This is a genomic window from Flavobacterium sp. K77 (genome assembly GCF_021608205.1).
Classification (GTDB): Bacteria; Bacteroidota; Bacteroidia; order Flavobacteriales; family Flavobacteriaceae; genus Flavobacterium; species Flavobacterium turcicum.
Window position 1 is genome coordinate 1,224,916 of the sequence record NZ_JAKIHO010000001.1, and the last position, 26,724, is coordinate 1,251,639.

At 34.9% G+C, this 26,724-nt stretch carries 24 protein-coding genes and 1 other RNA gene; 7 read left to right on the top strand and 18 right to left on the bottom strand.

Features of this window, described 5'->3' with window-relative positions; genetic code table 11:
• Nucleotides 1–23: 23 nt before the first annotated feature.
• The gene (locus L1S34_RS05445; RefSeq protein ID WP_236363190.1) at nucleotides 24–1,148 is read left to right on the top strand and encodes a cysteine desulfurase family protein; all 1,125 of its coding nucleotides are present in this window, start codon (nucleotides 24–26) and stop codon (nucleotides 1,146–1,148) included.
• A gap of 123 nt (nucleotides 1,149–1,271) precedes the next feature.
• On the opposite strand, the gene L1S34_RS05450 is transcribed toward L1S34_RS05445, so the two are convergent.
• The 11 genes from L1S34_RS05450 to truA form a co-directional block, all read right to left on the bottom strand.
• On the bottom strand, nucleotides 1,272–1,658 hold the full coding sequence (locus L1S34_RS05450) for a response regulator (protein WP_236363138.1): 387 nt from the start codon (nucleotides 1,656–1,658) through the stop codon (nucleotides 1,272–1,274).
• Nucleotides 1,651–4,263, bottom strand: coding sequence for a PAS domain S-box protein (locus L1S34_RS05455; protein ID WP_236363139.1), 2,613 nt, complete (start codon nucleotides 4,261–4,263; stop codon nucleotides 1,651–1,653). The genes L1S34_RS05450 and L1S34_RS05455 overlap by 8 nt, the downstream gene beginning before the upstream one ends.
• 213 nt (nucleotides 4,264–4,476) lie before the next feature.
• Nucleotides 4,477–4,923, bottom strand: a complete 447-nt coding sequence (locus L1S34_RS05460) for an endo-arabinase (RefSeq protein WP_236363140.1) — start codon at nucleotides 4,921–4,923, stop codon at nucleotides 4,477–4,479.
• 204 nt (nucleotides 4,924–5,127) lie between these two features.
• Nucleotides 5,128–5,712 (bottom strand): fasciclin domain-containing protein, encoded by a 585-nt coding sequence (locus L1S34_RS05465; RefSeq protein WP_236363141.1) that lies wholly within the window; start codon nucleotides 5,710–5,712, stop codon nucleotides 5,128–5,130.
• Nucleotides 5,713–5,877: 165 nt separating this feature from the next.
• Complete coding sequence (locus L1S34_RS05470) at nucleotides 5,878–6,168, bottom strand: hypothetical protein (RefSeq protein WP_236363142.1); 291 nt, start codon at nucleotides 6,166–6,168, stop codon at nucleotides 5,878–5,880.
• Nucleotides 6,169–6,399: 231 nt separating this feature from the next.
• A complete protein-coding gene (cysK, locus tag L1S34_RS05475; protein WP_236363143.1) occupies nucleotides 6,400–7,317 on the bottom strand; it encodes a cysteine synthase A in 918 nt (305 codons plus the stop codon).
• Nucleotides 7,318–7,321: 4 nt separating this feature from the next.
• A complete protein-coding gene (locus tag L1S34_RS05480; RefSeq protein ID WP_236363144.1) occupies nucleotides 7,322–8,158 on the bottom strand; it encodes a serine O-acetyltransferase in 837 nt (278 codons plus the stop codon).
• 204 nt (nucleotides 8,159–8,362) lie between these two features.
• The gene (lpdA, locus tag L1S34_RS05485; RefSeq protein WP_236363145.1) at nucleotides 8,363–9,751 is read right to left on the bottom strand and encodes a dihydrolipoyl dehydrogenase; all 1,389 of its coding nucleotides are present in this window, start codon (nucleotides 9,749–9,751) and stop codon (nucleotides 8,363–8,365) included.
• Nucleotides 9,752–9,914: 163 nt separating this feature from the next.
• The gene (locus L1S34_RS05490; RefSeq protein ID WP_236363146.1) at nucleotides 9,915–10,457 is read right to left on the bottom strand and encodes a hypothetical protein; all 543 of its coding nucleotides are present in this window, start codon (nucleotides 10,455–10,457) and stop codon (nucleotides 9,915–9,917) included.
• Nucleotides 10,458–10,504: 47 nt separating this feature from the next.
• Nucleotides 10,505–12,262: an ABC transporter ATP-binding protein gene (locus tag L1S34_RS05495; protein ID WP_236363147.1), complete on the bottom strand. Its 1,758-nt coding sequence runs from the start codon at nucleotides 12,260–12,262 to the stop codon at nucleotides 10,505–10,507.
• 113 nt (nucleotides 12,263–12,375) lie between these two features.
• Complete coding sequence (gene truA / locus L1S34_RS05500; protein ID WP_236363148.1) at nucleotides 12,376–13,116, bottom strand: tRNA pseudouridine(38-40) synthase TruA; 741 nt, start codon at nucleotides 13,114–13,116, stop codon at nucleotides 12,376–12,378.
• Between the two features lie 240 nt (nucleotides 13,117–13,356).
• On the opposite strand from truA, the gene L1S34_RS05505 reads away from it, so the two are divergent.
• Entirely contained in the window at nucleotides 13,357–13,854 is a 498-nt protein-coding gene (locus tag L1S34_RS05505; RefSeq protein ID WP_236363149.1) for a metallophosphoesterase family protein, read from the top strand.
• Here the strand turns inward: L1S34_RS05505 and L1S34_RS05510 are convergent.
• The 3 genes from L1S34_RS05510 to L1S34_RS05520 all read right to left on the bottom strand — a co-directional run bounded on the left by L1S34_RS05510 (nucleotide 13,829) and on the right by L1S34_RS05520 (nucleotide 16,911).
• Nucleotides 13,829–15,553 (bottom strand): tetratricopeptide repeat-containing sensor histidine kinase, encoded by a 1,725-nt coding sequence (locus L1S34_RS05510; protein ID WP_166137529.1) that lies wholly within the window; start codon nucleotides 15,551–15,553, stop codon nucleotides 13,829–13,831. The genes L1S34_RS05505 and L1S34_RS05510 overlap by 26 nt on opposite strands.
• A 50-nt stretch (nucleotides 15,554–15,603) precedes the next feature.
• Nucleotides 15,604–16,263 (bottom strand): response regulator, encoded by a 660-nt coding sequence (locus L1S34_RS05515; protein WP_236363150.1) that lies wholly within the window; start codon nucleotides 16,261–16,263, stop codon nucleotides 15,604–15,606.
• Nucleotides 16,264–16,500: 237 nt separating this feature from the next.
• Nucleotides 16,501–16,911 (bottom strand): DUF4293 domain-containing protein, encoded by a 411-nt coding sequence (locus L1S34_RS05520; protein WP_236363151.1) that lies wholly within the window; start codon nucleotides 16,909–16,911, stop codon nucleotides 16,501–16,503.
• Between the two features lie 187 nt (nucleotides 16,912–17,098).
• Between L1S34_RS05520 and rho the strand changes: the two genes are divergently transcribed.
• Entirely contained in the window at nucleotides 17,099–18,880 is a 1,782-nt protein-coding gene (rho, locus tag L1S34_RS05525; protein ID WP_236363152.1) for a transcription termination factor Rho, read from the top strand.
• A gap of 95 nt (nucleotides 18,881–18,975) precedes the next feature.
• Here the strand turns inward: rho and L1S34_RS05530 are convergent, their stop codons facing one another.
• Nucleotides 18,976–20,229 (bottom strand): DEAD/DEAH box helicase, encoded by a 1,254-nt coding sequence (locus L1S34_RS05530; protein ID WP_236363153.1) that lies wholly within the window; start codon nucleotides 20,227–20,229, stop codon nucleotides 18,976–18,978.
• Between the two features lie 113 nt (nucleotides 20,230–20,342).
• The gene (locus L1S34_RS05535) at nucleotides 20,343–21,371 is read right to left on the bottom strand and encodes a formimidoylglutamase (RefSeq protein WP_236363154.1); all 1,029 of its coding nucleotides are present in this window, start codon (nucleotides 21,369–21,371) and stop codon (nucleotides 20,343–20,345) included.
• A gap of 105 nt (nucleotides 21,372–21,476) precedes the next feature.
• Between L1S34_RS05535 and L1S34_RS05540 the strand changes: the two genes are divergently transcribed.
• The gene (locus tag L1S34_RS05540; protein ID WP_166137545.1) at nucleotides 21,477–22,361 is read left to right on the top strand and encodes a hypothetical protein; all 885 of its coding nucleotides are present in this window, start codon (nucleotides 21,477–21,479) and stop codon (nucleotides 22,359–22,361) included.
• Between the two features lie 53 nt (nucleotides 22,362–22,414).
• Here the strand turns inward: L1S34_RS05540 and hutI are convergent, their stop codons facing one another.
• On the bottom strand, nucleotides 22,415–23,653 hold the full coding sequence (hutI, locus tag L1S34_RS05545; protein ID WP_236363155.1) for an imidazolonepropionase: 1,239 nt from the start codon (nucleotides 23,651–23,653) through the stop codon (nucleotides 22,415–22,417).
• A gap of 6 nt (nucleotides 23,654–23,659) precedes the next feature.
• A complete protein-coding gene (locus L1S34_RS05550; RefSeq protein ID WP_236363156.1) occupies nucleotides 23,660–24,736 on the bottom strand; it encodes a glutaminyl-peptide cyclotransferase in 1,077 nt (358 codons plus the stop codon).
• A gap of 88 nt (nucleotides 24,737–24,824) precedes the next feature.
• Here L1S34_RS05550 and ffs point away from each other — a divergent pair.
• From ffs to L1S34_RS05565, 3 genes are all read left to right on the top strand, one after another.
• Nucleotides 24,825–24,922: signal recognition particle sRNA small type (gene ffs / locus L1S34_RS05555), an RNA gene on the top strand.
• Between the two features lie 97 nt (nucleotides 24,923–25,019).
• On the top strand, nucleotides 25,020–25,823 hold the full coding sequence (locus tag L1S34_RS05560; RefSeq protein WP_236363157.1) for an SDR family oxidoreductase: 804 nt from the start codon (nucleotides 25,020–25,022) through the stop codon (nucleotides 25,821–25,823).
• 10 nt (nucleotides 25,824–25,833) lie between these two features.
• Nucleotides 25,834–26,679 (top strand): hypothetical protein, encoded by an 846-nt coding sequence (locus L1S34_RS05565; protein ID WP_236363158.1) that lies wholly within the window; start codon nucleotides 25,834–25,836, stop codon nucleotides 26,677–26,679.
• Nucleotides 26,680–26,724 lie beyond the last annotated feature (45 nt).

A 26,724-nucleotide genomic window follows, 5' to 3' on the forward strand; every position in this document is an offset into this window, starting at 1 on the left:
TGACCCAATTAGTATCTATCACCATGAATAAAGTATATCTCGATAATGCTGCTACCAGCGCCTTAAGACCTGAAGTAATTCAAGAAATGACCCGTGTTTTGACCCAAGAATATGGTAATCCATCGTCTACGCATAGTTCTGGTAGATCTGCCAAAAACACCTTAGAATTAGCTCGAAAATCGATTGCAAAAAACTTAAATGCAACAGCGCAAGAGATTATTTTTACTTCAGGTGGTACCGAAGGAAACAATTGGATTATTCGATCGGCGGTGCGTGATTTAAAAATAACCCGTATTATAACCAGTAAAATTGAGCATCATGCGGTTTTACATGCAGTTTTGGCATTGCAAAATGAATTTAAAATTGAAGTTGATTACGTGAATTTACAAGCCGATGGTAGTGTAGATTTGACTCATTTAGTTGAATTACTTAGTCAGGAACGCAAAACCCTCGTAAGTTTAATGCATGTAAATAATGAAATTGGTAGCATACTTGATTTGCATCGTGTAGGTGTAATATGTCAAGAGCATTCTGCTTTGTTTCATACAGATGCAGTTCAATCAGTAGGGAAATTACCGATTGATGTGAGTCAGTTGCCTATTGATTTTTTAGTTGCAAGTGCCCATAAGTTTCATGGTCCAAAAGGTGTGGGCTTTGCTTTTATTCGCAAGAATACAGTATTACAACCACTTTTTTTTGGAGGTGAACAGGAAAAAGGCTTGCGTGCGGGTACTGAGGCTTTGCATCAAATTGCTGGTATGGCGCATGCCTTGACCTTGAGTTATGAGAGTTTAAGCGAGGATGAACAGCATATAAAATTGCTTAAATCCTATTTACTGAAATCACTTGAAGATTCGTTTCCGGGTGTTAGAGTAAATGGACCAGCAGAAGGTTTACATACGGTTGTAAATATCTTGCTACCTTTTTCAGAAAGTAAAACGGCGATGATTTTATTTCATTTGGATATGAAAGGTATTGCTGTATCGCGTGGTAGTGCTTGTCAATCGGGTAGTATTAAGCCTTCGCATGTGTTGGCTGAATTACTTACGGGTGAGGATCTAAAAAAACCAAGTTTGCGTGTTTCGATGAGTCATTACAATACCAAAGAAGATATAGATCTATTTGTTCAAGCTTTGCATGCAATTTGATCAACTTTATTTTACTTTTAAAATAAAAAAGCTTTTTTCAATGGACATTTTTGTAATCCTTTGAAAAAAGCTTTTTTTAAATTAAAAAGTTCTGAAAACTTACAAATTTTAGCGAATGCGATATTATAAAATAAGCTTTTGCAACTCATCCATGGTAATTGGTTTTACTAGATAGTTGCTTACAGCATCATAACTTTTTGCTTTTTCTACATCGGCAGGATCAATCGAACTTGTCATGATGTAAATAGTGATTGGGTTAGCACTAGGAATTTTTGTAAATTCATCTAAAAATTTCCACCCATCCCAAATTGGCATATTTAAATCCAAAAGAATTAAATCCGGTAATTTTTTATCGGCTAAAATAATTGTTTCAAGGTGCTCAAAGGCTTCTTTTCCATTTCTGAAAATCATAAAACTTTCGCAGAAATCAGCAATTTCCATGATTCTTTTTGTTCCAAATACAAAAATAGGATCATCATCAATAATACATGCAATGTCAATCTTAGGCATAATTAAAATATATTTTAAAGGTGGTACCTTTGTTAAGTTCGCTTTCTATCTCTACTTTTCCCCCGAGAGCTTCTATTTGATTTTTGGTAATAAAAAGACCAATTCCTCGGGCGTCTTCATTACCGTGAAAAGTTTTGTACATACCAAATAGTTTATCTCCATTTTGCTTCAAATCAATTCCAATACCATTGTCAGCAATACATAAAACGGCTTGATTTTCATGGTCTAATAGGGATAATTTGATTGTAGGAGGATGAATTATTGATCTGTACTTTATTGCATTAGTCAAAAAATTTAATAGAATACTATCTACATAAGCCGGAATACCTTTGATGAAAACACCTTCAGGAATTGCGTTGTAAACCTCTACATGTGCGCTAATGATTAAAGCTTGAAGGTTTTGAATGTTGGATTCAATTGATTTTTTTAGATCAACGCTAATTAAATTATCGCTAATAGTTGTGTTCATCAATACTACTTCGTTTAAATGCGCAATCGTTTCTTTTAGGTTTTTTGAAGCTCCATCAAGTAATTGTATAATTTCATTATCTGCTAGGTATTTGTTTTCGTACAATAATAAATCAATCATCATTGCAATGTTTCCGGAATGTGATCGAAGATTATGCGATACAATATGAGCAAAGTTTTTCAGTCTTTCATTTTGATCTTTGGTCACTAATAATAATGTTTGGATTTCTTCTTCCGCCTTTTTTTGAGAAGAAATATCAATTATTTGTGAAATGAAATATAAAGGTTTTTGATTATCGTCTCGGACTAAAGAAGCAGCTAATATTATATGAACTATAGCACCATTTTTGCAAATATATCTTTTTTCGATATGGTAATACTTGATATTTCCGGCAATGAGTTCATTTAATTGTTTTAAATCAGCATCGAGATCTTCTGGATGGGTGATGTCTTGAAAGGTCAGTTCTAAGAGTTCAGACTCTGAGTAGCCCAAGATACCGCAAAGGTTCTTGTTGACTTTAAGCCACTGCCCATCTAAGTTTAATAAAGCCATTCCAATGGCTGCATTTTCAAAATTCCCTCTAAATGCTTCTTCGCTAATGCGTAAGTTTTCCTCTGTTTTTTTCCTTTGCGTTATGTCAGAGGTATAAATTATAATTCCTCCGACTTTTTTCGCATCATTATACCAAGGTTTTATCTCCCATTCAAGCCATAAGGATGAGCCATCTTCTCGAATAAATTCTTGTCCTTCGTTAGTTCTTATATTTCCTTCAAGTACGTCATCGTAAATTGGTTTCCACTCGCGCGCTATTTCTGGGAATAGGTCTTTGTGGTATTTTCCAACAACATCAATATCTTTGAGTCCATAATCATTTCTCCATTTTTCAGAGGCTTGTATGTAAACCATGTCGTTATCTAGCATGGCTATAGCTGTTGGGTTTTGAGCAATAAACTGTTTGTTTAACTCAAATAACTTTTTACTTTCGGTGATGTCCATGTGGGTGCCATACATAAGTAATGGTTGTCCATCATCAGCCCAGCTTATGATTTTACCGTGATCAAGAATCCAAATCCATTCTCCGTTTTTATGACGCATCCTGCACTCCGCGCTATAAAATTCTGATTTTTTTTCAAAACATTCTTGAAGTTTTGCTTGAGATATTTTTAAATCATCTGGATGAACCAAATTTAACCAAGTTTGAATGCTAATAGGCTCTAATTCATCTCTCGTATACCCGATCATTTCAGCCCAGCGTTTGTTAAATTGTAGTTCGCCGGTATAAATATTCCATTCCCAAGTACCTAAATTAGTGCCTTCTAGAACGGTTTGAAGCTTTTCTTTTTCTTTAATTAAGGCAAATTTGGCTTTTTTTTCAGCGGTTATATCCTGAAAAGTACCATAAACTTTAGCGCATTTACCGTTTACAAATGAGGCTTGACCTATTGATCGCACCCATTTTAAATTATTTTTTGCAGTTATTATTTGTAAACGAACATCATATGGTTTTCCATATTCAGCGCAGGCAGTAAATTTTGCAATTATTTCTTCCCGATTTTCTCCCACTTTGAAAAAATTAATTGCTGTTTCAAGTACTGGTTGAAAGTCTAGTGGAGTTTCATGAATGATTTTTGTCATTCTACTCCAATATAGCTTCTGTTCGATTAAATCTACCTCCCAGTATCCTATTAGGGCAGCTTCATTGCATTTTTCTAAAAGTTCTTCTTGGTATTTTAAGTCGGTAATATCAATATGAGCGCCTAACATACGAGTTGGCTTACCACTTTCATCTCTAATGGCTTTACCTGTGCATTTTATCCATTTGGTAGAGCCATTTTTATGCTTGTATCGGCAAATTTGATCATAGGGATGATTAGGATCTTCCAAATGTTTTGTGATATTGTTTGCAGCAATGGCGAGGTCTTCTGGAAAAATAATATTTTGCCAAGCACTAGATTTATGAGGCATTTCCTCTGGATTATAGCCTAAAGTTGTCCAGAATTTTGGATTCATCCACTCTTCCTCTGGCTTTTCTAAATCCCAGTACCAAAGACCGTCGAGGGCTGATTCTTGAATAAAATCAAAAATGGAGTTATCATTGCTGATCAATTCATATAGTTCCTTTTTTAAGTAGCTCATTCGATAGAAACGTATAATTAGTACTCAAATATAAATTTATTTTTTGTGAAAAACCATTTTTAGTACGGAATAAATTGTAAATAAATAAGGACTAAAATTAAAAATCCTCATTTTGTTGCAAGGTGAAGTGTTTTGCTGGTTAGAATAATATATTAAAAACTGTATTTATCGATAAAAAAACTATCAAAAAATCAAAATCGTTCGGAGAAACAATTATTCTTTTTTGTAAATATGAATCGATTGTCCAACAAGTTTCCACTTTTTTTTGATTTTTTCGAGTAAGCGTATTTCATAGGAGTATGTTTTTTTTCCCTCAATTGAAGTAGAAATTTCATCGTGACTAACCCATGCTGTATTCTTTTTAATATTCATTTTGTAATTACTATTTACTGATGAACCGCCGTTGCCCATTTGTTGAGTGTCTGTAGTTATCATTGCCAATGGTGGTACGTCATAAGTTTTTCCATCAAGTGTTGAAACTAAAATTCGACTGTAAGGTTGAATGTGCCAACATTCAGCATGACCTTTTGTATCTTGCAAACGCCAGGTTGATGACTCTCGTTCTAGTAGTTTTTTAATTTGTTCTTGATCTTTTTCTTTTTGTGCAAACGCAAATGAAGCGCAAAAAAGAGCTATTACGATACATAATTTGAATTTCATAATGCTGTGGTTTATAATTTTTTAAATGCTAAGATATTAAAAACCTACCATTTTTGAGCCTCAATTTGACTTTCCCAGTTTAGGCTAACATTACAATAATATTGTGACGGATTCAAAAACTAGCATTAAGTTGTATTCAAACTTAGAAATAAAAAGCCGCCACAAATTAATGCAACGGCTTTCAGATTGAATATATAGAGCTAATTATTTTGGCATCACAACGCTGTCAATTGCATGAATCACTCCGTTTGAAGCCGGTACGTCAGCTAGCACTACTGTTGAAGTAGCTCCGTTTGCATCAGTTAAAATTACTTTACCATCTATTAAACTTAGAACGATAGTTCCGCCTTGTACAGTGGTTACAGTATATTTTCCATTTCCTTTTGTAATGGCATCTGTTACAGCTGCAGCATCAAATTTTCCTGCTACAACATGGTATGTTAATACAGATTTTAATTTTTCTAAACTCTCAGGCTTCAATAAAGTATCAACAGTTCCAGCTGGTAATTTGTCAAAAGCTGCATTGTTTGGTGCAAATACTGTAAAGGGTCCTTCACCACTCAAAGTTTCAACTAGTCCAGCTGCTTTAACAGCGGTTACTAAAGTAGAGAAGTCTGCATTCTCAGATGCTACTCCTACAATATTTGGCGTTTCTGTTACTACTGTGCTATCAACTGCTACAGCAGTTGAGTCAACAGCTTCTGTTGTTTCAGCTGTTTTCTTTTCTCCGCAAGATGTGGTTAAAGCTCCAACCACCATTAATGCACTAATTGTTTTTACTAATTTCATAAGGTTTATTTTAGATTGTTAAATTAAGATGTTCAAATGTAGGTATAATAACTAACTGTTTAACTTATTTAACAAAATATTAAACAAAATTTAATCGTTTGGTTTTTTAAGAGTTGAGATTAACTCATTATTCTTTATGTAATAGTTGAGTGTATTGCTATGTAGTTATTTACGTTCTAAATAGTAAGAGATTCTGCCATCTGAAAAATTCGTTAAATTGATGTTATCACCAGTTGCTGTGATTTCAAACATATATCTAATACCATCTATTGAAAGGACTTTTCCTTTTGGTTCTTGTAAATCTGGATTAAAATAGTTCTCGATCAATAAGGAGTAATTGTAGTTTCCTGATAAATGAAGAGGCGTATCTTTTTTAATTGAAACGGTAGCTCCGTCAAAAGTAAATTCGGTGTTACTGCGATCAAGTACAACTGTTGCATTATTTTTATGTTGCACGACTTACTTTAAAACCCATGTTCCTTTTATTTGTTTTTCGGGATTTCTAAAATCATCATCAGGATTACAGGAAATAAAAGTGAGGAAGAAAACAACAAGTAACGAGAAATTTTTTTTCATAGTATTTATAAGTAATTGACTTAGATAGCTATTAATGAATTAATTCGAGAAGTTACTTTAACTTTAATAAAAAAAACCGACTTAAAATTTATAAGTCGGTTGTTGTAAGAATTAGACAAATAAACCTTCGATGCTCAAATAATGTTCTCCTGTGTCGTAACAAAAAGTGAGGACGGTAGCATTTTCTGGAATTTCATTTAATTTTTGTGCTACTGCAGCAAGCGATGCGCCTGAAGATATCCCAATAAACATGCCTTCTTCTTTTGCAGCGCGTTGTGCGAAGGTGAAAGCTTCGTCTTTGCTAACTTGGATACTTCCATCTAACAAATTTGTGTGTAAGTTTGTTGGAATAAAACCAGCTCCAATTCCTTGAATAGGGTGCGGGGCAGGAGCTCCGCCGCTTATTACTGGAGACGCTTCGGGTTCTACAGCAAAGACTTTTAAGTTCGGGAATTTTTGTTTTAAAATGTCGGCACAACCTGTAATATGGCCGCCTGTGCCTACGCCAGTAATCAAATAATCAATTCCCTCCGGAAAAGCAGCAATGATTTCTTGAGCAGTAGTTTGTTGGTGAATAGCAATATTAGCAGGATTTTCAAATTGAAGCGGCGACCACGCATTTGGCAATTCTGCAACTAACTCTTGGGCTTTTTCGATAGCGCCTTTCATGCCTTTTTCGCGAGGTGTAAGTACAAATTCAGCACCGTACAAACTCATTAATCGGCGTCTTTCAATCGACATTGATTCGGGCATTACCAAAATCAATTTGTAACCTTTTACGGCTGCCACCATTGCAAGTCCAATTCCGGTATTTCCAGAAGTCGCTTCAATGATCACACCTCCAGCAACTAGTTTTCCACTTGTTTCGGCATCTTCAATCATAGCTAGTGCAATACGATCTTTGATGCTTGCTCCAGGATTGGCACGCTCTAATTTGATGTACACATTATGTTTTTCGCCAAATAAGCGATTGATTTTTACATGTGGCGTGTTGCCAATGGTTTCGAGTATGTTGTTGTATTTTGTCATTTCTTTAGATCGTAAAAAAGTTAATATCCTTAGTTTCCTGTTGATTTAATACAGTGTTTTTATTTGATTGCATTACAAACGAGTATGGGTTAACGCTTTTTGTTATAAAAGTATTTCCACCAATAATACTATGATTTCCAATAATAGTGCTGCCACCTAAAATTGTAGCATTGGCATAAATAATTACATGGTCTTCAACTGTTGGATGACGTTTTTTTTCTTGCATGCTTTTTTCTACTTGCAAGGCGCCAAGTGTTACTCCTTGATAAACGCTCACGTGCTTTCCTATAACGGTAGTCTCACCAATTACAATACCTGTGCCATGATCAATCATGAATGGTACGCCAATAGTAGCATTTGGATGAATATCGACACCCGTTTTACTGTGTGCATACTCCGTAATTATACGTGGCAGTAGGCAAGGAGTTCTTTTTGCAATGGCATTGGCAATTCGGTATACTTCAATAGCAAAAAATCCTGGATAAGAATTGATAATTTCTTGAATGCAATCAGCAGCTGGATCAGTATCTAAAATCGCTTGAGCATCAGCCTGCATGTTAGAATAAAGTTCCGGCAAGCTGTTGTAAAACGCCTCAGCATCATCTAAGATGGTGTTGGTAGGTTTGTCTTTTACGATTTCAGATAAGATACTGATAAAATCGGCCTTGTTTTGATTTAGTAATACTTCAATCTGTAGCGTTTCCAAAGCCTTTTCAGGGAATAATATTTTGAATAAATCATCAATCCATTTAATGATTTTTGTCGAATCGATTGCTCGTACCCAATTGTTGTTCTGGTTTTCGCTTAAAAGTGTAGAAAATCGTTTGTTTTCTGGTGTCATTGCTGTAAAATAAGTTCAATAAAAAAGTGGTTTAAACCACCATTCACAAAGATAAAGTAGATTTAATTAGAATTTAGGGTACATTTTGTAAATAATTGTTAATGTACAAAAATTAAACAAATGCGTCACATCGTGTTGTTTTGCAAAAAAAAATCCGATTAGCATTTTGAGCCAATCGGATTTTTTTGTCCTAAAAGTTTAGTATTACAAGTGAATCACTTCACCGTAAGCATCAGCAACGGCCTCCATTACTGCTTCACTCATTGTAGGGTGTGGGTGAATGGCTTTTAAAATTTCATGACCTGTAGTTTCCAGTTTACGAGCTACAACTGCCTCAGCAATCATATCTGTAACACCAGCACCAATCATGTGACATCCCAACCATTCGCCGTATTTTGCGTCAAAAATTACTTTTACAAAACCATCTGGAGTTCCAGAAGCTTTTGCTTTTCCAGAAGCTGAGAATGGGAATTTACCAATTTTTAATTCGTATCCTTTTTCTTTAGCTTGTTTTTCAGTTAATCCAACTGATGCAATTTCAGGAGTAGCATACGTGCAACCTGGAACGTTTCCGTAATCAATTGGTTCTACATGAAGACCTGCAATTTTTTCAACACAGTTGATTCCTTCAGCAGAAGCAACGTGTGCTAATGCTTGCCCTGGAGTAACATCGCCAATAGCGTAGTAACCTGGAATGTTCGTTGCATTAAATGCGTTTACCAAAATTTTATCTTTATCAGTAGCGATACCTACTTCTTCTAGTCCGATGTTTTCAATGTTAGTTTTGATTCCAACCGCTGAAAGTAAAATGTCAGCCTCAAGGACTTCTTCTCCTTTAGTTGTTTTTACAAATGCTTTAACGCCTGCGCCAGTGGTATCAATACGTTCTACAGAAGAGTTAGTCATGATTTTAACTCCGGCTTTTTTCATAGAACGTTCCATTTGTTTAGAAATGTCTTCATCTTCAACAGGAACAATGTTTGGCATGAATTCTACAATAGTTACTTCTGTTCCCATTGCGTTGTAGAAATGAGCAAACTCAACTCCAATTGCTCCAGAACCTACAATAATGATAGATTTTGGTTGTGTTGGCAAAGTCATTGCTTGTCTGTAACCAATTACTTTTACACCATCTTGTGGTAAGTTTGGCAACTCACGAGAGCGCGCTCCGGTAGCAATAATAATGTGATCAGCGCTGTATTCAGTAACTTTATTGTCTTTGTCAGTAACATCAACTTTTTTTCCTGGTTTTAGTTTTCCAAAACCATCAATAACGTCAATTTTATTTTTTTTCATTAAAAATTGAACTCCTTTGCTCATGCCGTCTGCCACAGAGCGACTGCGTTGTACTACAGCAGGGAAATCTTTATCAAATGAAGAAACAGTTAATCCGTAATCCGAAGCATGTTTTAAATAATCAAAAACTTGAGCTGATTTCAGCAATGCTTTTGTTGGAATACATCCCCAGTTCAAGCACACACCACCTAAGTTTTCTTTTTCAATAACCGCTACTTTAAAGCCTAATTGCGATGCTCTAATAGCTGTAACGTACCCACCAGGACCACTTCCTAAAACTATAATATCGTATTTCATTGTAAAGTTTTTTTGTTTTTTTTATTGTTGAAAATCTAGCACCTCTACCACTGTAATTTACGAGTGGTTCGAAACACTTTTCGGGTAGCAAAATTAAGGATTTATTTTAAAAAAAATTAACCGTTTTACAAGTTTATTAGCTTTGTTGATAGCCAAAATAGAATCATTTCATTTTTAGATAGGCTTCAACATAATTTGTGGTCGAAAAATATTCGTCCTTTATCTTTTTTAAATGTTTGATTACAATTGCTTGTTCGGGATGAGTAGGGTCGAGGCAGTCTTTAATTTCAGCATCACGAACTGAAATGACAATATACCAATACCCGTCTCTGGAAGTATAATTGTTCTCAAAAATAGGCTCATTTCCTCTGTTTTGTAAACCTGCGTCAACAGCAATTGGTATTAAATTCAGTGTTTTTGAGATTCTTTCTCTTTCAAAAAACGACATATAAAAGGTCTTCTTGTCGATAATAATAGGAACATTTGCATCGACATTGCTATGTTTTAAATTGTATTTAGTGTTGATGAAATTATAAAATTCATCAGCCTTTTTTTTATCTTCAAATACAAAACCGTAGCAATTGGGTAGGTCTTTTTTAAATTTTTTAGCTTGTACAATCTTGTCGCCCTTAATATTTGGGGCAATTCGCAGTGGGATACACGAATAGAATAGTACAATTAAGAAAGAAAGTCCAATTTTTTTCACTTGCTTATGTGTTATAGTAACAATATTTTCAAGTAAATGTAAGGATTTTATTTATACTCAGAAACAAATTGCGATTCGTATAAGTTTTTGTAATAACCACTTTCGCGATTAATTAGTTCTTGGTGTGTTCCTTGCTCTACAATTAATCCTTTGTCCATTACCACAATTTTATCAGCGTTGACAATCGTTGCTAGTCGGTGCGCAATAACAATAGAGGTGCGACCTTTAGTAATAGTTTCGGTAGCACGCTGAATTAATTCTTCAGAGTAAGTATCAATAGAAGATGTGGCTTCGTCAAGAATTAAAATACTTGGGTTGCTTACATAAGCTCTTAAAAAAGCAATTAATTGGCGTTGACCTGATGAAAGCATTACGCCACGTTCCTTAACATCAAAATCATAATTATCTGGCAGACTCATAATAAAGTCATGAACACCAATTTTTTCGGCGGCAGCCAATACTTGGTCGCGATCAATTTCTGGATTATGTAAGGTAATATTGTTAAAGATAGTATCTGCAAAAAGGAAAACATCCTGCAAAACCACTGCTATTTGCTTTCGTAACGAACCCAAAGTATAGTTCTCTATATTTTGATTATCAATATAAATCGAACCGCTATTGATTTCGTAAAAACGATTCAATAAATTAATAATGGTCGATTTTCCTGCTCCAGTTGATCCTACAATGGCAACTGTTTGGCCAGCTTGCACTTCAAGATCGATGCCTTTGATTACTTCTTCTTCCGGAATGTACCCAAAACGAACTTTATTGAAAGTTATGGCACCATTAAAAGTAGGTGCTTCAATAACACCAGTATCTTGTATTTGATCTTGCGTGTCTAAAATATCAAAAACACGATTGGCAGCAATCATTCCAAGCTGCATTTCGTTGAATTTATCAGCAATTTGACGCAACGGATTAAATAACATACCAATAAACATCGTGTACGAGAATAAATCTCCAAAAGTGGTAAAGTTATCTCCATTTAAAATTTTTATTCCGCCGTAAAGTACAATAAAACCAAGTGTCAATGACGAGATGATATCTGCAATAGGGAAGAAGATGGAGTTGTATAAAATGGTTTTTATCCAAGCTTTTTTGTGTTTGTCGTTGATTTCTTTGAACTTTTCGGATTCAATATTTTCTCTATTAAAGAGTTGAACAATCTTCATTCCGGTAACACGTTCTTGCACGAAGGAATTCATATTGGCAATTTGAGTACGAACTTCTTCAAAGGCAACCTGCATTTTTTTCTGAAAAATACGAGTGAAAAACACCAAAATTGGCATGGCTACAATTACAATCCAAGTCAAAGTCCAGTTCATATAAAACATGAAACCTAACACGACTACCATTTTCATCAAGTCGCTAATAATCATAAACAAACCTTGACTAAAAATACGTGCAATAGACTCAATATCAGATACACTTCGCGTTACTAACTGCCCAACAGGAACGTGGTCAAAGTATTTCATTCTGAAACTTAAAATGTGTTGAAACAATTTAGTTCGAATGTCTTTTACAATATCTTGACCGAGCCAGTTGGCCCAAAATACAAAGTAAAATTGTGAAAAGACTTCCAGTAACAACACGATTCCCATCAAGGTTACGTACAACAGCAAGCCTTTTTGATCTTCGGTTGCAATATATGCATCAACGGTTTGCTTAAGCAAATACGGCCGTAATGCGGCAAAAATGGAGAGTGAAATGGCAAATATTATAACGCCATTAAAACGCCATTTGTATGGTTTTGTAAATTTTAAAATGCGACTAAACAGTCGGGTATCAAATGCTTTTGCTTTCATATTTTTTTTGGAGCTATTTACTTCGTCAATTCGCTTTGCTCGTGTCTGCTATTAGATATAAATATAATTTACTGAAATTCTACTAAAATTAAAGTCTAGGAATTTAATCAAGGCTATTCAGTGATGTAATCGTATTCTATTTTGGTTAAAAACAACCCGTGTGCCGGCACCGAAAATCCAGCTTTATCTCGGTTTTTACTTTCGATTATTGCTGAAAAATCAGCAATTGTAATCTTGTGTAATCCTACATTAACTAATGTTCCTACTATGGCGCGAACCATGTTACGCAAAAATCGATTGGCCGAAATGGTAAAAACCAAATGACCATTGTTTGCGGTCCAATAGGCTTCAAAAACAGTACAATCAAATGTATTAACATCGGTGTTTACTTTAGAAAAGCATTGAAAATTAGTGTGCACAAGCAAAATTTGTGCCGCTTGATTCATTAATTCTACATCAAGTGCTTGATGAAAATACCAACTTTGTTCTTGCAAAAAGGCATTTTTAAAGGTGTTAATGTGGTATTCGTAGGTACGTTTATTAGCATCAAACCTGCAATGAGCGTCATCATGAACCAATTGCACTGCAAAAATGACAATATCCTTTGGCAAATACGAGTTGAGTTTATGAACTAAAGTTGGCTCGTTGATTGGAGTATCATAATCAAAATGGGCAAACATTTGGGTTGCGTGAACACCAGTATCTGTGCGGCCCGCTCCCATGACACTAATAGTTGTGTTTAAGACAACCGAAAGTGCTTTGTTGAGCGTTTCTTGAACCGATGCGGCATTGGGTTGGATTTGCCAACCGTGATAATGCGTGCCATTGTAGGCGAATTTGATAAAATACCTCAATTCTATTTTTTTGAAAGCACAAAGATACTTATTAATTTTTGCGCTAGGAAGTAGCAAAGAGCCAAAGTTTGTTAAGATTAAATGAGGCATTCTTATTGACCAAATAATGGCTATTTTTACCGAAAATTATAGCCCAGATAGCAGCGGTATCTCCCGATTTTAAAAAACAAGGCTTTTTTGCCGTAGTTTTTTGATCGGGAATAAAGCGGATAGCTGGAAAAAGCTCCTAAATATAAAACATTGAAAAAAATACTTTTACTTTCGGATACGCACAGTCATGTTGATGATGTTATTTTAAAATATGTGGCACAAGCTGATGAAGTTTGGCATGCTGGTGATATTGGCAATTTAGCAGTAACGGATACAATTAAGGAATTAAAACCCTTGCGTGCCGTGTATGGTAATATTGATGATGCGAAAGCACGTTTGGAGTTCCCATTGCACCAGCGTTTTTTGTGTGAGGATGTGGATGTTTGGATCACGCATATTGGCGGTTATCCGGGTAAATACAGCGCGGCAATCAAATCAGTTTTGGCAACCAATCCTCCTAAGTTGTTTATTTGTGGACATTCGCATATTTTGAAAGTGATGTTTGATAAGCAGTTTCAGGTGTTGCATTTAAATCCAGGTGCTGCAGGTAAAAGTGGTTTTCATCAAATGCGAACGATGCTGCGTTTTGTAATTGACGGAGCTGCGATTAAGGATATGGAGATTATTGAGTTGGGTAAACGGGGTTAGTTTTCTTTTTTTGGTAAGCAATTGGAATTTGTAACTGAATACTCGAGCCGTTGTTTAATTTTGAGTCGATAATTATAGAACCTTTCAAATTATTGATACGTGCTTTGATTTGGTTGATTCCAAAGCCCTCTAACACTTGAAAGTTTTTTGAGTCGAAGCCTTTGCCGTTGTCTTTTAAGTTGATGTGCAGCGCTTGATTAATTTCCTCAATTTCTAGTAGTGCTTGATTGGCTTCACTATGTTTGATGATATTGTTTGTTAGTTCCATTACAATATAGTAGATCTTTATTTCAAACTCTTCGTGGTAGCGTCTGTCATGGGTTGTTGCCGAATTGAATTTAAATTCTAGAATTGGGCTCGAGTTTTTTTCACACAAATCTTCTAGTGCGTCAAAAAGTCCGAAACGAGCGAGTAGAGACGGCATAAGTTCATGTGATAAATCGCGTACTTGGTCGTGTGCATTGTCTAAAATTGCTTTTGTTTTTCTTATTTCTGGGGACGGAATAGGATTTTGTATCAAAAAAGCTTGTAACTGCATCCCAGCAGAAGATAGTAAAGCACTAATATTATCATGTAAAAAGGAGGCGATTTTTTTGCGCTCCAATTCTTGCCCGTTTATGGATGCGTTGATGATGTTTTCTTGCACCTTACTTTTTAAATCTTTGAGTTTGTTTTTGTGCTTGAGTTTCGAATTTTGTGCCCAAATATAAAAAAGTAGTGATAGTAACAACACAATTATGACAACCACAATGACTATTTTTTTATTTCGATCTTGCTCTTTTAAAAGTTTAATCTTTTGATCCTCATATTGGTTTTCAATTTTATCTATTTCTCTTTTGTATTCGTCAATTTGCAAATTGATACCAGCCACATTGGCCTTGTTTAATTTTTCTTCGTTGTTGAGTTCTTCAGTAATTTGGTTGTATCGAGCTAAGTTGAGGTAAGCATTTTTATAATCACCAACTGATAAAAGGAATTTTGAGTACTCATTATGAGAATATGATAAATCTGATTTTTCGTTTCCTGCAAGACCTTCCTTAATTGCTTTTTGAAAAAATTGGTGTGCTTCCTTAGTGTTTTTTAGCGAAGCCTGATACATACCATTGAGCATGTTTAATGCCACCGTAGTTGATATGTCGCCATGTTTGGGATGGTGTTTGTTGATGTAATCTAAATGAGGTGCGCCTTGGTTAAAATTGCCAATATCAAAGTACGCCCAAGTGATATTTAATTTGGTGAAAACAATTTGTGCTGAGTCTTTTAACTTCAGGCTGTATGACAAGGATTTTTTGTAATGATAAATTCCTTTTTTGTATTCTTTTTTATCAAAACAATAGATGTTGGCAAGGTTGTTATGAATCCAATTTTTTAAAACATCATTATTAGTTTTGTTGGCATAAGTTAGACCTTGATTATAATAGTAAAAAGCCTTGTCAAACTCTGAAAGTTGATCAAAATTAGCAGCAATAGTATTGTAACAACTAGCTATTAAATTATCGTTTTTCAATGCAATAGCTTGACTTAATGCTAATCTTGATTGAACCAGAGATTGTTCAAAATCTCCTTTTTTCATCAGCTCATTAGCTTGTTTTGCTAGGGCTGCAGTTTTGTTGTTAAGGGTTGGATTAGGGTGTGCAAGTGTTGTATTTATACTACTGAGATAAAATGTGATCAACAATACAAATTGAGGTAACAGCATGGCAATTGGTTTTGTAAAAAAAGGTGATAAGAGAAAAAGTGGTTGTAGTGTTATTGAATTAGTTTTTTCTTTAATGCATATTTTACTAAGCTAATAGAGTTTTTTGCATCTAATTTTTTCATTATATTTTTACGATGTGTTTCAACTGTATTGACGCTAATAAAAAGTTGTTCGCTAATTTCTTTTCCGCTAAACTCAAGTGCAATGAGTGTAATTATTTCTCTTTCTCGCTCAGTTAAGTTATCATCATCTTTAGTTTCAAAGATTGATGCTTTAGCTAGATCTTTGGTTGCAGAGGTAAAAATCTTTTCGCGAACGGCCTTACAAAAATATTCTTCTCCGTCTAGTACAGCGCCAATTGCTTCAATGATATGCTCGCCTGCACATTTTTTGGTCAAAAAACCTTTTGCTCCCAATTTCATGACTTCTTTAATTATTCGCAGGTCGTCATGGCTTGATAAAACAATTACCTTGCAAGGAAATCCTTTAGCATTGAATTCTCTTATAACTTGCACACCGTCTGTTTCGGGCATGTTTAAATCGAGAACTAATAAATCTGCTTGATTGTCAATTACCTCTTGGTATAAGTTGCTTCCGCTTAGTGATGTACCTACTACTTGTAAATTAGAATGGGTGTGCAATAATGTTTTAATTCCGTCAATTAAAATTTGGTGGTCATCGGCAAGGTGAATACGGACTTTGTGAAGCATGTGGAAGTTCTATGAATCAAATTTATGAAAAAAATACTAAGTTTTTAATTTATTAAGAACTTTATTATCATTTTCTTTTTCTTTAGAACTATAAGAATGTTTTTACTCTTCTCTTTTTTGAAAAATTTAAAGAGGCTAAAGTGATTTATTTGTTATTAATGGTAAAATAGGAGTACAAAAAAACCCGAATGATTAAATTCGGGTTTCCTTCGCACTAATAAATTAAAATTTATAGGTTTATCTCAATCGGTCCACAGATTTTACAAGATCTTCGTCCTTCTTGATGGCCTTATTAGCAAGGGCTAATAACACGATAGCTACGACAGGCAGAAACATCCCAATACCTTTCTCAGAAACAGCAGTTTCTCCAGATACACTTAGTGAGCGATAAACAAATAATCCTAATAAAATCAAATTTAATATCATATTCAATCTGCCTAACACAAATTGATTTTGTCTTTTTTTATAGGAAAGGATACTAAAAACCGAAAGTGTTGTACTTAAACCAAGAAGAACAGTGTATACTTGACTTTGCATAAAGTAAAAAGGAGTTCCATCAGTCCCTTTCCAAAGAGGAATGAAAAAAACCAAAACACCCGTTACAACAAATGCTAAAAATAAATAAACAGTTTGAATTCTTTGTATCATTTTGTGGTCATTATCTGTTACAAAAATATATTTTCTTTTTTAAAAATACTATTGTATGCTTAATTTTTATTCGTATTATTGCATCAAATTACCGTAAGCACTTCATACTGCGGTTCATTCATTTTACGATTACTACCTATCCTTACAGTATTCCCAACACAAAATTAATTAAACTCCAAGAACTTTCATGTTTGATATTTCTGCATTAAAACAAATGAAGCTTACCGAGCTTCAACAAATAGCTAAAGCCGCTAAAACTATTAAATTTAATGGTGTTAAAAAAGAAACATTAATTGGTCTGATTTTAGATTTTCAAGCAAGCGCTGCTCCAATTGCAACTGAAAAAACTAAAGGAGAGCTTAAGGAAGATAATAAGTCTAAAAGAGTTCGTATTGTACCGACAAAAAACAGAGATGTTGAAGAAGGAGTTGAATCAGAGCAAAATCAACAAACACAAGAGCGCATTGAAGCAGTTCCAGTAAAAGCTGAAACTGAAGAAACCAAAGACGAAACGATTGGTATTGAAAGTACACCTGCTGAAAAGAAAATAGGTAAGGTTATAAAATTCAATAAATCAGCTTACGAGAAAAAAATAGCTTTAAAACAAAAGAAAGGCGATCGAGACAAACCTATTAATGAGGTTGAAAATACTTCGGTTGAAATAGCTGAGGAGAAAGCTGAAGCGCCAGTTGCTCCAAAAAAAATAAATCCTAATCAGTTGAATAAATCCAATGGAAACCAGAACGGAAATTCTAACGGAAACCAAAATAACAACGCGAACGGAAATCAAAACGGGAATCAAAACCCAAATTTCAAAAACAAAAAAAACAATTTTGCTTCTTCAGATTTTGAATTTGATGGAATCATAGAAAGTGAAGGAGTTTTAGAAATGATGCCTGATGGTTATGGATTTTTAAGATCATCAGATTATAATTACTTGGCTTCGCCAGATGATATTTACCTTTCTACTTCACAAATTAGACTTTTTGGTTTAAAAACTGGTGATACAGTAAAGGGTGTGGTGCGTCCTCCGAAAGAAGGAGAAAAGTTTTTTCCATTAGTACGTGTTTTGAAAATCAATGGTCACGATCCTCAAGTAGTGCGTGATCGTGTTTCGTTTGAGCATTTAACTCCAGTTTTTCCTTCTGAAAAATTCAAATTAGCTGAGAAGCAAAGTACTATTTCTACTCGTATCATTGATCTTTTTTCTCCTATCGGAAAAGGGCAGCGTGGTATGATTGTGGCGCAGCCAAAAACAGGTAAAACCATGTTATTGAAAGAAATTGCTAATGCTATTGCAGCAAATCATCCTGAGGTTTACTTAATTGTTTTATTGATTGACGAGCGCCCGGAAGAGGTTACGGATATGCAGCGTAGTGTGCGAGGTGAAGTAATTGCCTCAACATTTGATCGTGAGCCGCAAGAGCATGTGAAAATTGCCAATATTGTTCTCGAAAAATCAAAACGCTTGGTAGAATGTGGTCATGACGTAGTTATTTTACTCGACTCGATCACCAGATTGGCTCGTGCTTACAACACTGTTCAACCTGCATCTGGAAAGGTGTTAAGTGGTGGTGTTGATGCTAATGCTTTGCAAAAACCAAAACGTTTTTTTGGAGCTGCTAGAAACGTAGAAAATGGCGGTTCGTTAAGTATTATTGCTACTGCATTAACTGAAACTGGCTCTAAAATGGACGAAGTAATTTTTGAAGAATTCAAAGGTACGGGTAACATGGAGTTACAATTAGATCGTAAAATTGCCAACAAACGTATTTTCCCAGCTATTGATTTGACTTCATCAAGTACCAGACGTGATGATTTGTTACTAGATCAAAAAACATTGCAACGTATGTGGATTATGCGCAAATACCTATCTGATATGAATCCTGTTGAAGCAATGGATTTTATCAATGATCGTTTCAAGAAAACCAGAAATAACGAAGAGTTTTTAATTTCGATGAATGATTAAAAGCTAATATCGAATTTTAAAATAATTACAATAGAAAAAGCCTCAAATTAATTAATTTCAATTGAGGCTTTTTTGATTTATTGTCTAAATATTTTTTAATACCAACGTTTCTTGTTTTGTTTAGAACCTGCTGATTTTCTGGATTTATGAGCGCCACCGCTTCTGTTTGAATTTTTTGGCTTGCTTCCCGCTGCAGCGTCAGGACTTCCTGAATGCCATTGAAACTGATGGTCAGTTACTGTTTTAACATCAACTTTTATAAGTTTTTGAATGTCTTTCCAATAAGGATGCTCGTCTTTGCCACAAAAAGAGATAGCAATTCCGCCATTACCTGCGCGTCCTGTACGACCAATTCGGTGTACGTAGGTTTCTGGAATATTAGGTAAATCAAAGTTTATTACAACCGGAAGTTGTTCAATATCAATTCCACGAGCGGCTATATCAGTTGCCACTAATACACCAATTTCTTTGTTTTTAAAAGCATCAAGTACTCTTTGTCTGGCGTTTTGCGATTTATCACCATGAATAGCTTCGGCAGCGATATTGTTTTTGTTTAATGCTTTTACAACATTATCAGCACCGTGTTTTGTTCTTGAAAAAATGAGTACATCGGTCAAATTTTCAGTTTTAATCAAGTGATAAAGTAAGTTTCTTTTTTCACCTTTTTCGACAAAATACACGCGTTGCTCTACATTTTCGGCAGTTGAAGATATAGGAGAAACGGTCACCGAGGCAGGATCAGTTAAAAACAATTCGGCTAATTCTCTAATTGCAATTGGCATTGTGGCCGAAAAAAACAGCGTTTGTCTGTTCTTTGGCGTGAGTTTCACAATTTTTTTGACATCATTTACAAAACCCATATCTAACATTTGATCTGCCTCGTCTAGTACTAAAGTGTGTAAATGATCTAGATCTATAAAACCTTGTTTGTGTAAATCAAGTAAGCGGCCTGGCGTTGCAATAAGTACATCAATACCGTTTTTTAAAGTGTCAACTTGCGGGTTTTGTGAAACACCACCAAAAATGGTTAGCTGAGTTAAATTGGTGTATTTGGCATAAGTGTCAAAACTCTGTCCTATTTGCACTGCTAGTTCGCGAGTTGGTGTAACGACTAATGCGCGAATTTGTTTGGCTTTTTTTGATGAACCAACAATTCGGTGCAATTGGTGAATAATAGGTATGGCAAATGCGGCTGTTTTTCCGGTTCCAGTTTGCGCACAACCAACTAAATCGCGACCTGATAAAATAATAGGAATGGATTGCTCTTGAATAGGAGTAGGGTTTAGGTAGCCTTCTTCAAAAACGGCTCTTTGTATGCTTTTGGATAATGATAATTCTTCGAATAACATAAATTATAAATTAATAAATCTTGCAAGAAGTACAAGATTGGAGCTGCAAAGATAGTTTATTTATTGTTTGGGTTTCTGCACTCCCATTTTATGTTATGTTTTGGTTTATTGTCTTATTGATTTGCTTTTATAAAATCAGTTACTAAATAACCAATAAGTTTTCCAATTAAGTGGTTATTTAATTCTTCTCCTAAGTCAGGAGCACCTTCGCAAATATGCAAGTATGCAGCATTTTTATTCTTTGCAAAAAAGGAAATAAATTGGCGCAATTGTTCAACTGAAAAACCACTAGTTGTCATGGCGCTACAAGCTATATTAGGTAAAGAGTCAAGATCGATTTCAATACCAAAGTGGTTGTCATCGATGAACTCTAAGGCAGCTTGCATTTCTTGTCTGAAGTCTTTTTCGCCTCGAATAGAAATACTGTCATAGGTAGTGTATCGAACTCTATTTTCAAGTTTTTTGATAATGTCTAATACATTTTTTGAAGTGTAATTTTCATGTAATCCAAAGATGAAATACTTTTTCAGGAAACCTTCTTCGTAGGCATAGGAAAATCCGTTGCCGCTGTGGCGACCTTCTAAGATTCTAAAATCAGAGTGCGCATCAAAATTAATTGCGTTAATAGGTTTTCCTTTTGCGAGAGCGGTACCTTTTATATTACCGTAAGAGTTGTTATGGCCGCCACCAATTACAATTGGTATTTTTCCTGAGGAAACAATATTAAATATAATGTGCGATACATCTTTGTCAATTTTTTGAACTAATTGACTGAGTTTTGAACGGTCATCGATATCATTAAAATCTAAAGAGGCAACATCTTTCATTAATTGTTTTACATCTAATGTGCCTAAAACCAAAATTTGATTTCCTTTACAAAATTTATTGTGCTGAATATTGGCAATGCTTTTTATAGCGCTTTCCCAAGCAGATGCAGCTCCGGGTCTGCCGTAGTTGGCACGTATGCCAATATCTTCAGGAATACCAAATAACACATATTTAGCCTCTGATTTTTTTAAAAACTCAAGCGTGTCATTCTCTTTTGGAATGGTAATCATTTTTTCCCCAAACTTTATTTCTCCACTGCGGTGGTTGGTTATTTTAGCAAGATCGTGAGAGGTAAACGGGATTATTTTTTCCATTAGAGAAATAAATTTTTTTCCAAAAATAATATAATTGTGTTAACATTCGTTAGTAGGTGATTATATATTGTTAAATTTGAAAAATAAATAAAAAATTAAATCGAGATGGAAAATCAAAAAAGCAATTCAAGTCTTAAAGCGATAGTAGCCATATTAGCACTTCTTTTAGTGGGAAGTTTGGTGTATATCTTTAAAATGACATCGGAAGCAGAAGTTGTACAAACAGAATTAAAAACAACTACGACTGAAAAAGAGTCTGTTATGAAAGACTTAGAAGAACTAAAAGCTACTTATGATGCGGCAATCGCTGAAAATACTTCAATGTCAGACGAACTGATTGTGGAGCGTGATAAGGTGGTTAATTTAATGGCAAGTTTATCAAAGTCGAAAGGTGACGTGGCAAGTTTGGCAAAATACAAAGCGCAATACAATACTTTGCAAGGCAACATGAAGGTTTTAATGGAGGAGAATGAAGCACTTAAAAAGGCTAATACTACTTTAACAGCGCAAAGAGATAGTACTGCAACTGTTTTGGGAGAGTCAAAAAAATACAACGAAACTCTAGTGGGGCAAAACGAAGAATTATCTAAAGTGGTAGAAAAAGCTGCAAAATTGACTGTTTTGAATACAAGAGGATCTGCATTTAAATTGAGAAGTAGTGGTAAAGAAATTTCTACTGAAAAAGCTAGTCGTGCTGATGTTTTAAAAATTAGCTACACTATTGCTGAAAATCAAGTGGCACAATCTGGCGCTAAAACTTACTTTGTTCAAGTTATTGACAGCAAAAACAATGTTCTTGGAGACAAGAAAACAGAAAACTTTGGAGAGAATTCGTTGACTTATAGTTTTGTATCGAATATTAATTATGAGAACAAAACAGTTGATGTAACTGAAAACTTGAAAGGGAAAGATTTTCCAAAGGGTGTTTATTATGTTAACATTTTTGACAAAGATCAATTGGTTTCGAAAACTAGTTTTACTTTGAAATAATTCAAGGTAGGTAGTTTTCATAAAAAAAGAGGAATCAGTTGATTCCTCTTTTTTTATGAAATTATTTTTCCTTCAATAAAAACATTTTCTATCAAGTTACTTCCAAAAGAGTAAGGTAATTGGGCATAAGATGCAATGGGTTTAGTTACTATAAAATTGGCCTTTTTACCAATGGTAATACTGCCGTGAGTGTTGGATAAGTTCATTGCATAGGCTCCATTGATTGTTGCAGCATTTATAGCTTCTTCGGGTGTCATTTTCATTTTGATGCAAGCTGTTGCTATTACAAAGTTCATGTTTCCAGAAGGTGTTGATCCTGGATTATAATCAGAGGCTAAAGCCAGCGGAAGGCCTGCAGTGATCATTTCGCGAGCTGGTGTATAAGGAATGCTTAAGTAATACGAACAAGATGGTAATGCAGCAGGCATCGTTTGGCTTTTTGCCAAGGCTTCAATATCAGCTGGAGTAAGAACTTCTAAATGATCTACAGAAAGCGCATTGTTATTGACTCCGGCTTGAATGCCACCAATAGCATTGAACTGGTTGACGTGAATTTTTGGTTTTAGGCCAAAAGAAATTCCTGCTTGCATGATTTGTTCTGTCTCTGCGACAGTGAAATAGCCAGTTTCGCAAAAAACATCAATAAAATCAGCCAACTCTTCTTTTACAATAGCGGGCAACAATTCATTTATTATTAGGTCGATATATTCTTCTCTGTTGTTCTTATAAATGGTAGGTAATGCATGAGCGCCCAAGAATGTTGCTTTTATGGCAATAGGATATGCTGTTTTTAAACGCTGAATAACTCGTAACATTTTCAACTCGCCTTCAACAGTTAAACCATAACCTGATTTTATTTCAACAGCGCCTGTGCCCATGCGCATGATTTCTTCTAAACGTTCTTTTGATTGCTCGTATAAATCGTCTTCAGAAGTTTGGTTGAGTTTGTTGGCAGAGTTTAAAATTCCGCCACCGCGCTGTGCTATTTGTTCATAGCTCAGTCCGTTAATTCGATCTACAAATTCTTGAATCCGATTGCCAGAATAAACTAAATGCGTATGACTATCGCACCAAGTAGGTAAAATCATTTTCCCAGTAATATCAATCGTCTTGTCAGGATTTATTTCTGGTAAATTGTCCATTGATCCAAAATCAACAATTAAATCATTTTCAATAACCAGAAAAGCATTTTGTATGGTTGGTAAAACGGCCATTTCGGAACCTGAAACCTTTGTGATTCCTACTTTTCTGATTTGAATTAACTCTTTGATATTGGTAAATAGCGTGATCATAAGTAATTATTCTGTTACTTTGATTTCGAACATTTTATCCCAGTTTTTACCGGTTACAAAAATAGTTTTAGTTTTTGGGTTGTAAGCAATTCCGTTTAGTACATCAGTATCTGGTAATTGCGTGATTTTCTTTTTTAAATCGACTAAATTAATGATGGCTTCTACGGCTCCGTTTTTAGGGTTTATAACAGCTATAGCGTCTTTTTGGTAAACGTTTCCGTAAATTTTTCCATTAATCCATTCGAGTTCATTTACCGCTGCAACTTTAGAGTTAAGCGAGTAAACATGTATTTGATCAATTAGTTGAAAAGTAGCAGGGTTTAAAATATGAATGGTCTCTGAACTGTCTGTCATGTATAAATTAGTTCCGTCATTTACCAATCCCCAACCATCCATTTTTTTGTAATAAGGAAAAGTTTTTTCTTTCGCAAAAGTGTCGGCATTGTATACATAAGCTTCGCCATTTTGCCAAGTTAATTGGTATACTTTATTGTTTAAAATGGTAATGCCTTCGCCAAAATATTGTTCTGCCAATTCTACTTTTTTATACACTTCGCCGGTTTTGTAATTGGTTTTGCGTAAGCTCGAAATTCCTTTTACTCCCGTGCTATTTCCTGCTCCATTTCCTGTTCCTTCGTATAAAGTATCGCGATAAAACTCTAAACCTTGCGTGTAGGCTGCTGTGTCATGTGGGTAGGTGTTTACGATGGTATACTTTAATAATTTGGGTTGTACATCTGAGACTAGCTCGATGCGAGTAGTTGCTTCAGAATTTTGTCCTTCAAAATAGACCAAAGCCTTTATGGTTTGGTAACCTAGTTTCTGGTCTTGTAATACCAATGGCAGAGCTGTAGCATCTTTTTTGGTTGCAATTTTTTTATCGTTTACATAATAAACAATGCTGTCAATTGCTTTATCCTCCTTGTTCAAAAGTGTTAATGAAGCTGTTTCTTTTGGTGTGTATTGCTCTTTTAATTTGCTACTATCAAAGGAAAATAAAGTATTTGTATCTTTTTTTGTATCGCCGCAATTTGTTAATGCTATGCTTAATAAAATGACAGATAGGAAGTTATGTTTTTTCATGAGATCTATTTTTTGTTGAAGCAATATACAACGTTATTTTTAATAGGTAAAGCTCTTGCGAAAATATAAAAAGGTTGTATATTTGCACCGGCAAGTCCTACACGACCAGCTCCTGCAGACTCCCCCAGGATGGGAACATAGCAAGGGTACGTGGTTGAGCGGTGCGATGTAGGTCGCTTGCCATTTTTTATTTTATTTACTTTCCGAAATTCACTTCATTATATAGTCTTCCTTACGGAGGATTTTTTTATTTTTGGACCTTTCTAGCAACAACAAAATACCAATGAAAAAAGTAGTATTGATCACGGGCGCATCATCAGGAATTGGAAAATCAATAGGCAAATTTTTACATGAAAAGGGTTTTGTGGTGTTTGGAACAAGCAGAAATCCTAAAAATATTCAAAATTCTGTTTTTCCATTATTACAACTAGACGTAAGAAATGCAAGTTCAATTCATGCTGCAGTTGCTGAGGTTATTAAGTTGGCTGGACGAATTGATGTAGTGATTAATAATGCTGGAGTTGGGATTACAGGTCCTCTAGAAGAAATTCCGATGGAGGAAATCAAAAATCACTTCGAGACTAATTTTTTTGGACCAATTGAAGTTATGAAAGCCGCTTTACCGCAAATGCGCATACAAAAATCAGGTTTGATAATCAATATTACTTCTATTGCGGGCTACATGGGTTTGCCATATCGCAGTATTTATTCGGCTTCAAAAGGAGCTTTGGAGCTGATAACTGAAGCTTTGCGTATGGAGGTTAAATCTTTTGGAGTACATATTACAAATGTTGCACCAGGAGATTTTGCTACCAATATAGCTTCTGGAAGGTATCATGCGCCTATAATTTCGGGTTCGCCTTACGAGGCTTCTTACGGCAAAACTTTGCAAACAATGGATACACATGTTGACAGTGGTAGCAATCCCAATCAAATGGCAGAAGCTGTATACGCTATTATTTCTGCGCCAAGTCCGAGAGGACATTATAAGGTAGGTGCGTTTTTACAAAAATTCAGTATCGTACTAAAGCGAATCCTTCCTGACAAAGTGTACGAAAAAATACTAATGAATCATTATAACTTATAATTATTTAAATATGGTTTTAAAGAAAGCTCTTTTAATTATTCCGCTTTTTAGTATCGCTGCGGCTGCCCAACAATTTAGAATTAATGATGCTACAACTGGTGTCATAAAAAATACAAATAGTAGTGCATGGAATGATGCAGCATCAGTAAAAGATACTATCAATAGTGGCCCGATTGTACAATCAAACGTAAATTTTAATGAAAAGGAAGTAACGGCTGCTGTAGCAAAGAGTGAAAATCCTAAATTTTTGCTAATGGCTAATTTAGCAAAGAGTTGGAGAGTTGCTTCCTCACCTGATAATCTAACTGCACAAGAGAAAAAATATTATAAAGAGTTGAAATCGGGGAGTAGTTATGATTTTTCTGCTTATTACATTACTAACCAGAGCAATGGAGTAGGTTTAAAGTATAATGTATTTAGTTCAGATGCTGTACTGCGCAATCAAGTTATTGATTTTGGTAACGGGAACTTCATTAGTGGAGATATTGCTGATAATATCAAAATATCATTTATTGGGCCATCATTTATTATTTCGGATAACTTAAATGGCAAATTAGGAGAACCCAGTTTAGAACTTGCTTTAGGTTATATGGCTTATCGAAATGATGCTTCGATTGTGGGTAATCCAGTAAAAATTACTGGTGGTGACGTTGGAATTGTTGGTGGACTTGGATATCATTTTAAGGTGCGTCCTAATTTTTTGATAGGTCCTCAGTTTAATTTTGCAGGATCGGTTCTAAAAAAGTTAAAGTATACTTATGAAGATGGATCTACACAAACAATCAAACTCAATGAGGAAGAATATGAAAATTTATTAAGAATAGATTTAGCGATTGGAGCTAAATTCAGATTCTAAATTGTAGTTTTGCAACGGTTTCGCGTTAGTGATTGTAGCGGCATC

Coding starts and splice junctions, on each gene's coding strand:
- L1S34_RS05455 (WP_236363139.1), bottom strand. CDS start 4,263: ATGAGCTACTTAAAAAAGGAACTATATGAATTGATCAGCAATGATAAC.
- L1S34_RS05520 (WP_236363151.1), bottom strand. CDS start 16,911: ATGATACAAAGAATTCAAACTGTTTATTTATTTTTAGCATTTGTTGTA.
- L1S34_RS05480 (WP_236363144.1), bottom strand. CDS start 8,158: ATGACACCAGAAAACAAACGATTTTCTACACTTTTAAGCGAAAACCAG.
- L1S34_RS05450 (WP_236363138.1), bottom strand. CDS start 1,658: ATGCCTAAGATTGACATTGCATGTATTATTGATGATGATCCTATTTTT.
- lpdA (WP_236363145.1), bottom strand. CDS start 9,751: ATGAAATACGATATTATAGTTTTAGGAAGTGGTCCTGGTGGGTACGTT.
- L1S34_RS05460 (WP_236363140.1), bottom strand. CDS start 4,923: ATGAAATTCAAATTATGTATCGTAATAGCTCTTTTTTGCGCTTCATTT.
- L1S34_RS05565 (WP_236363158.1), top strand. CDS start 25,834: ATGGTTTTAAAGAAAGCTCTTTTAATTATTCCGCTTTTTAGTATCGCT.
- L1S34_RS05445 (WP_236363190.1), top strand. CDS start 24: ATGAATAAAGTATATCTCGATAATGCTGCTACCAGCGCCTTAAGACCT.
- L1S34_RS05550 (WP_236363156.1), bottom strand. CDS start 24,736: ATGAAAAAACATAACTTCCTATCTGTCATTTTATTAAGCATAGCATTA.
- L1S34_RS05530 (WP_236363153.1), bottom strand. CDS start 20,229: ATGTTATTCGAAGAATTATCATTATCCAAAAGCATACAAAGAGCCGTT.
- L1S34_RS05495 (WP_236363147.1), bottom strand. CDS start 12,262: ATGAAAGCAAAAGCATTTGATACCCGACTGTTTAGTCGCATTTTAAAA.
- L1S34_RS05560 (WP_236363157.1), top strand. CDS start 25,020: ATGAAAAAAGTAGTATTGATCACGGGCGCATCATCAGGAATTGGAAAA.
- L1S34_RS05535 (WP_236363154.1), bottom strand. CDS start 21,371: ATGGAAAAAATAATCCCGTTTACCTCTCACGATCTTGCTAAAATAACC.
- L1S34_RS05465 (WP_236363141.1), bottom strand. CDS start 5,712: ATGAAATTAGTAAAAACAATTAGTGCATTAATGGTGGTTGGAGCTTTA.
- L1S34_RS05510 (WP_166137529.1), bottom strand. CDS start 15,553: ATGCTGTTACCTCAATTTGTATTGTTGATCACATTTTATCTCAGTAGT.
- cysK (WP_236363143.1), bottom strand. CDS start 7,317: ATGACAAAATACAACAACATACTCGAAACCATTGGCAACACGCCACAT.
- hutI (WP_236363155.1), bottom strand. CDS start 23,653: ATGATCACGCTATTTACCAATATCAAAGAGTTAATTCAAATCAGAAAA.
- L1S34_RS05515 (WP_236363150.1), bottom strand. CDS start 16,263: ATGCTTCACAAAGTCCGTATTCACCTTGCCGATGACCACCAAATTTTA.
- L1S34_RS05540 (WP_166137545.1), top strand. CDS start 21,477: ATGGAAAATCAAAAAAGCAATTCAAGTCTTAAAGCGATAGTAGCCATA.
- rho (WP_236363152.1), top strand. CDS start 17,099: ATGTTTGATATTTCTGCATTAAAACAAATGAAGCTTACCGAGCTTCAA.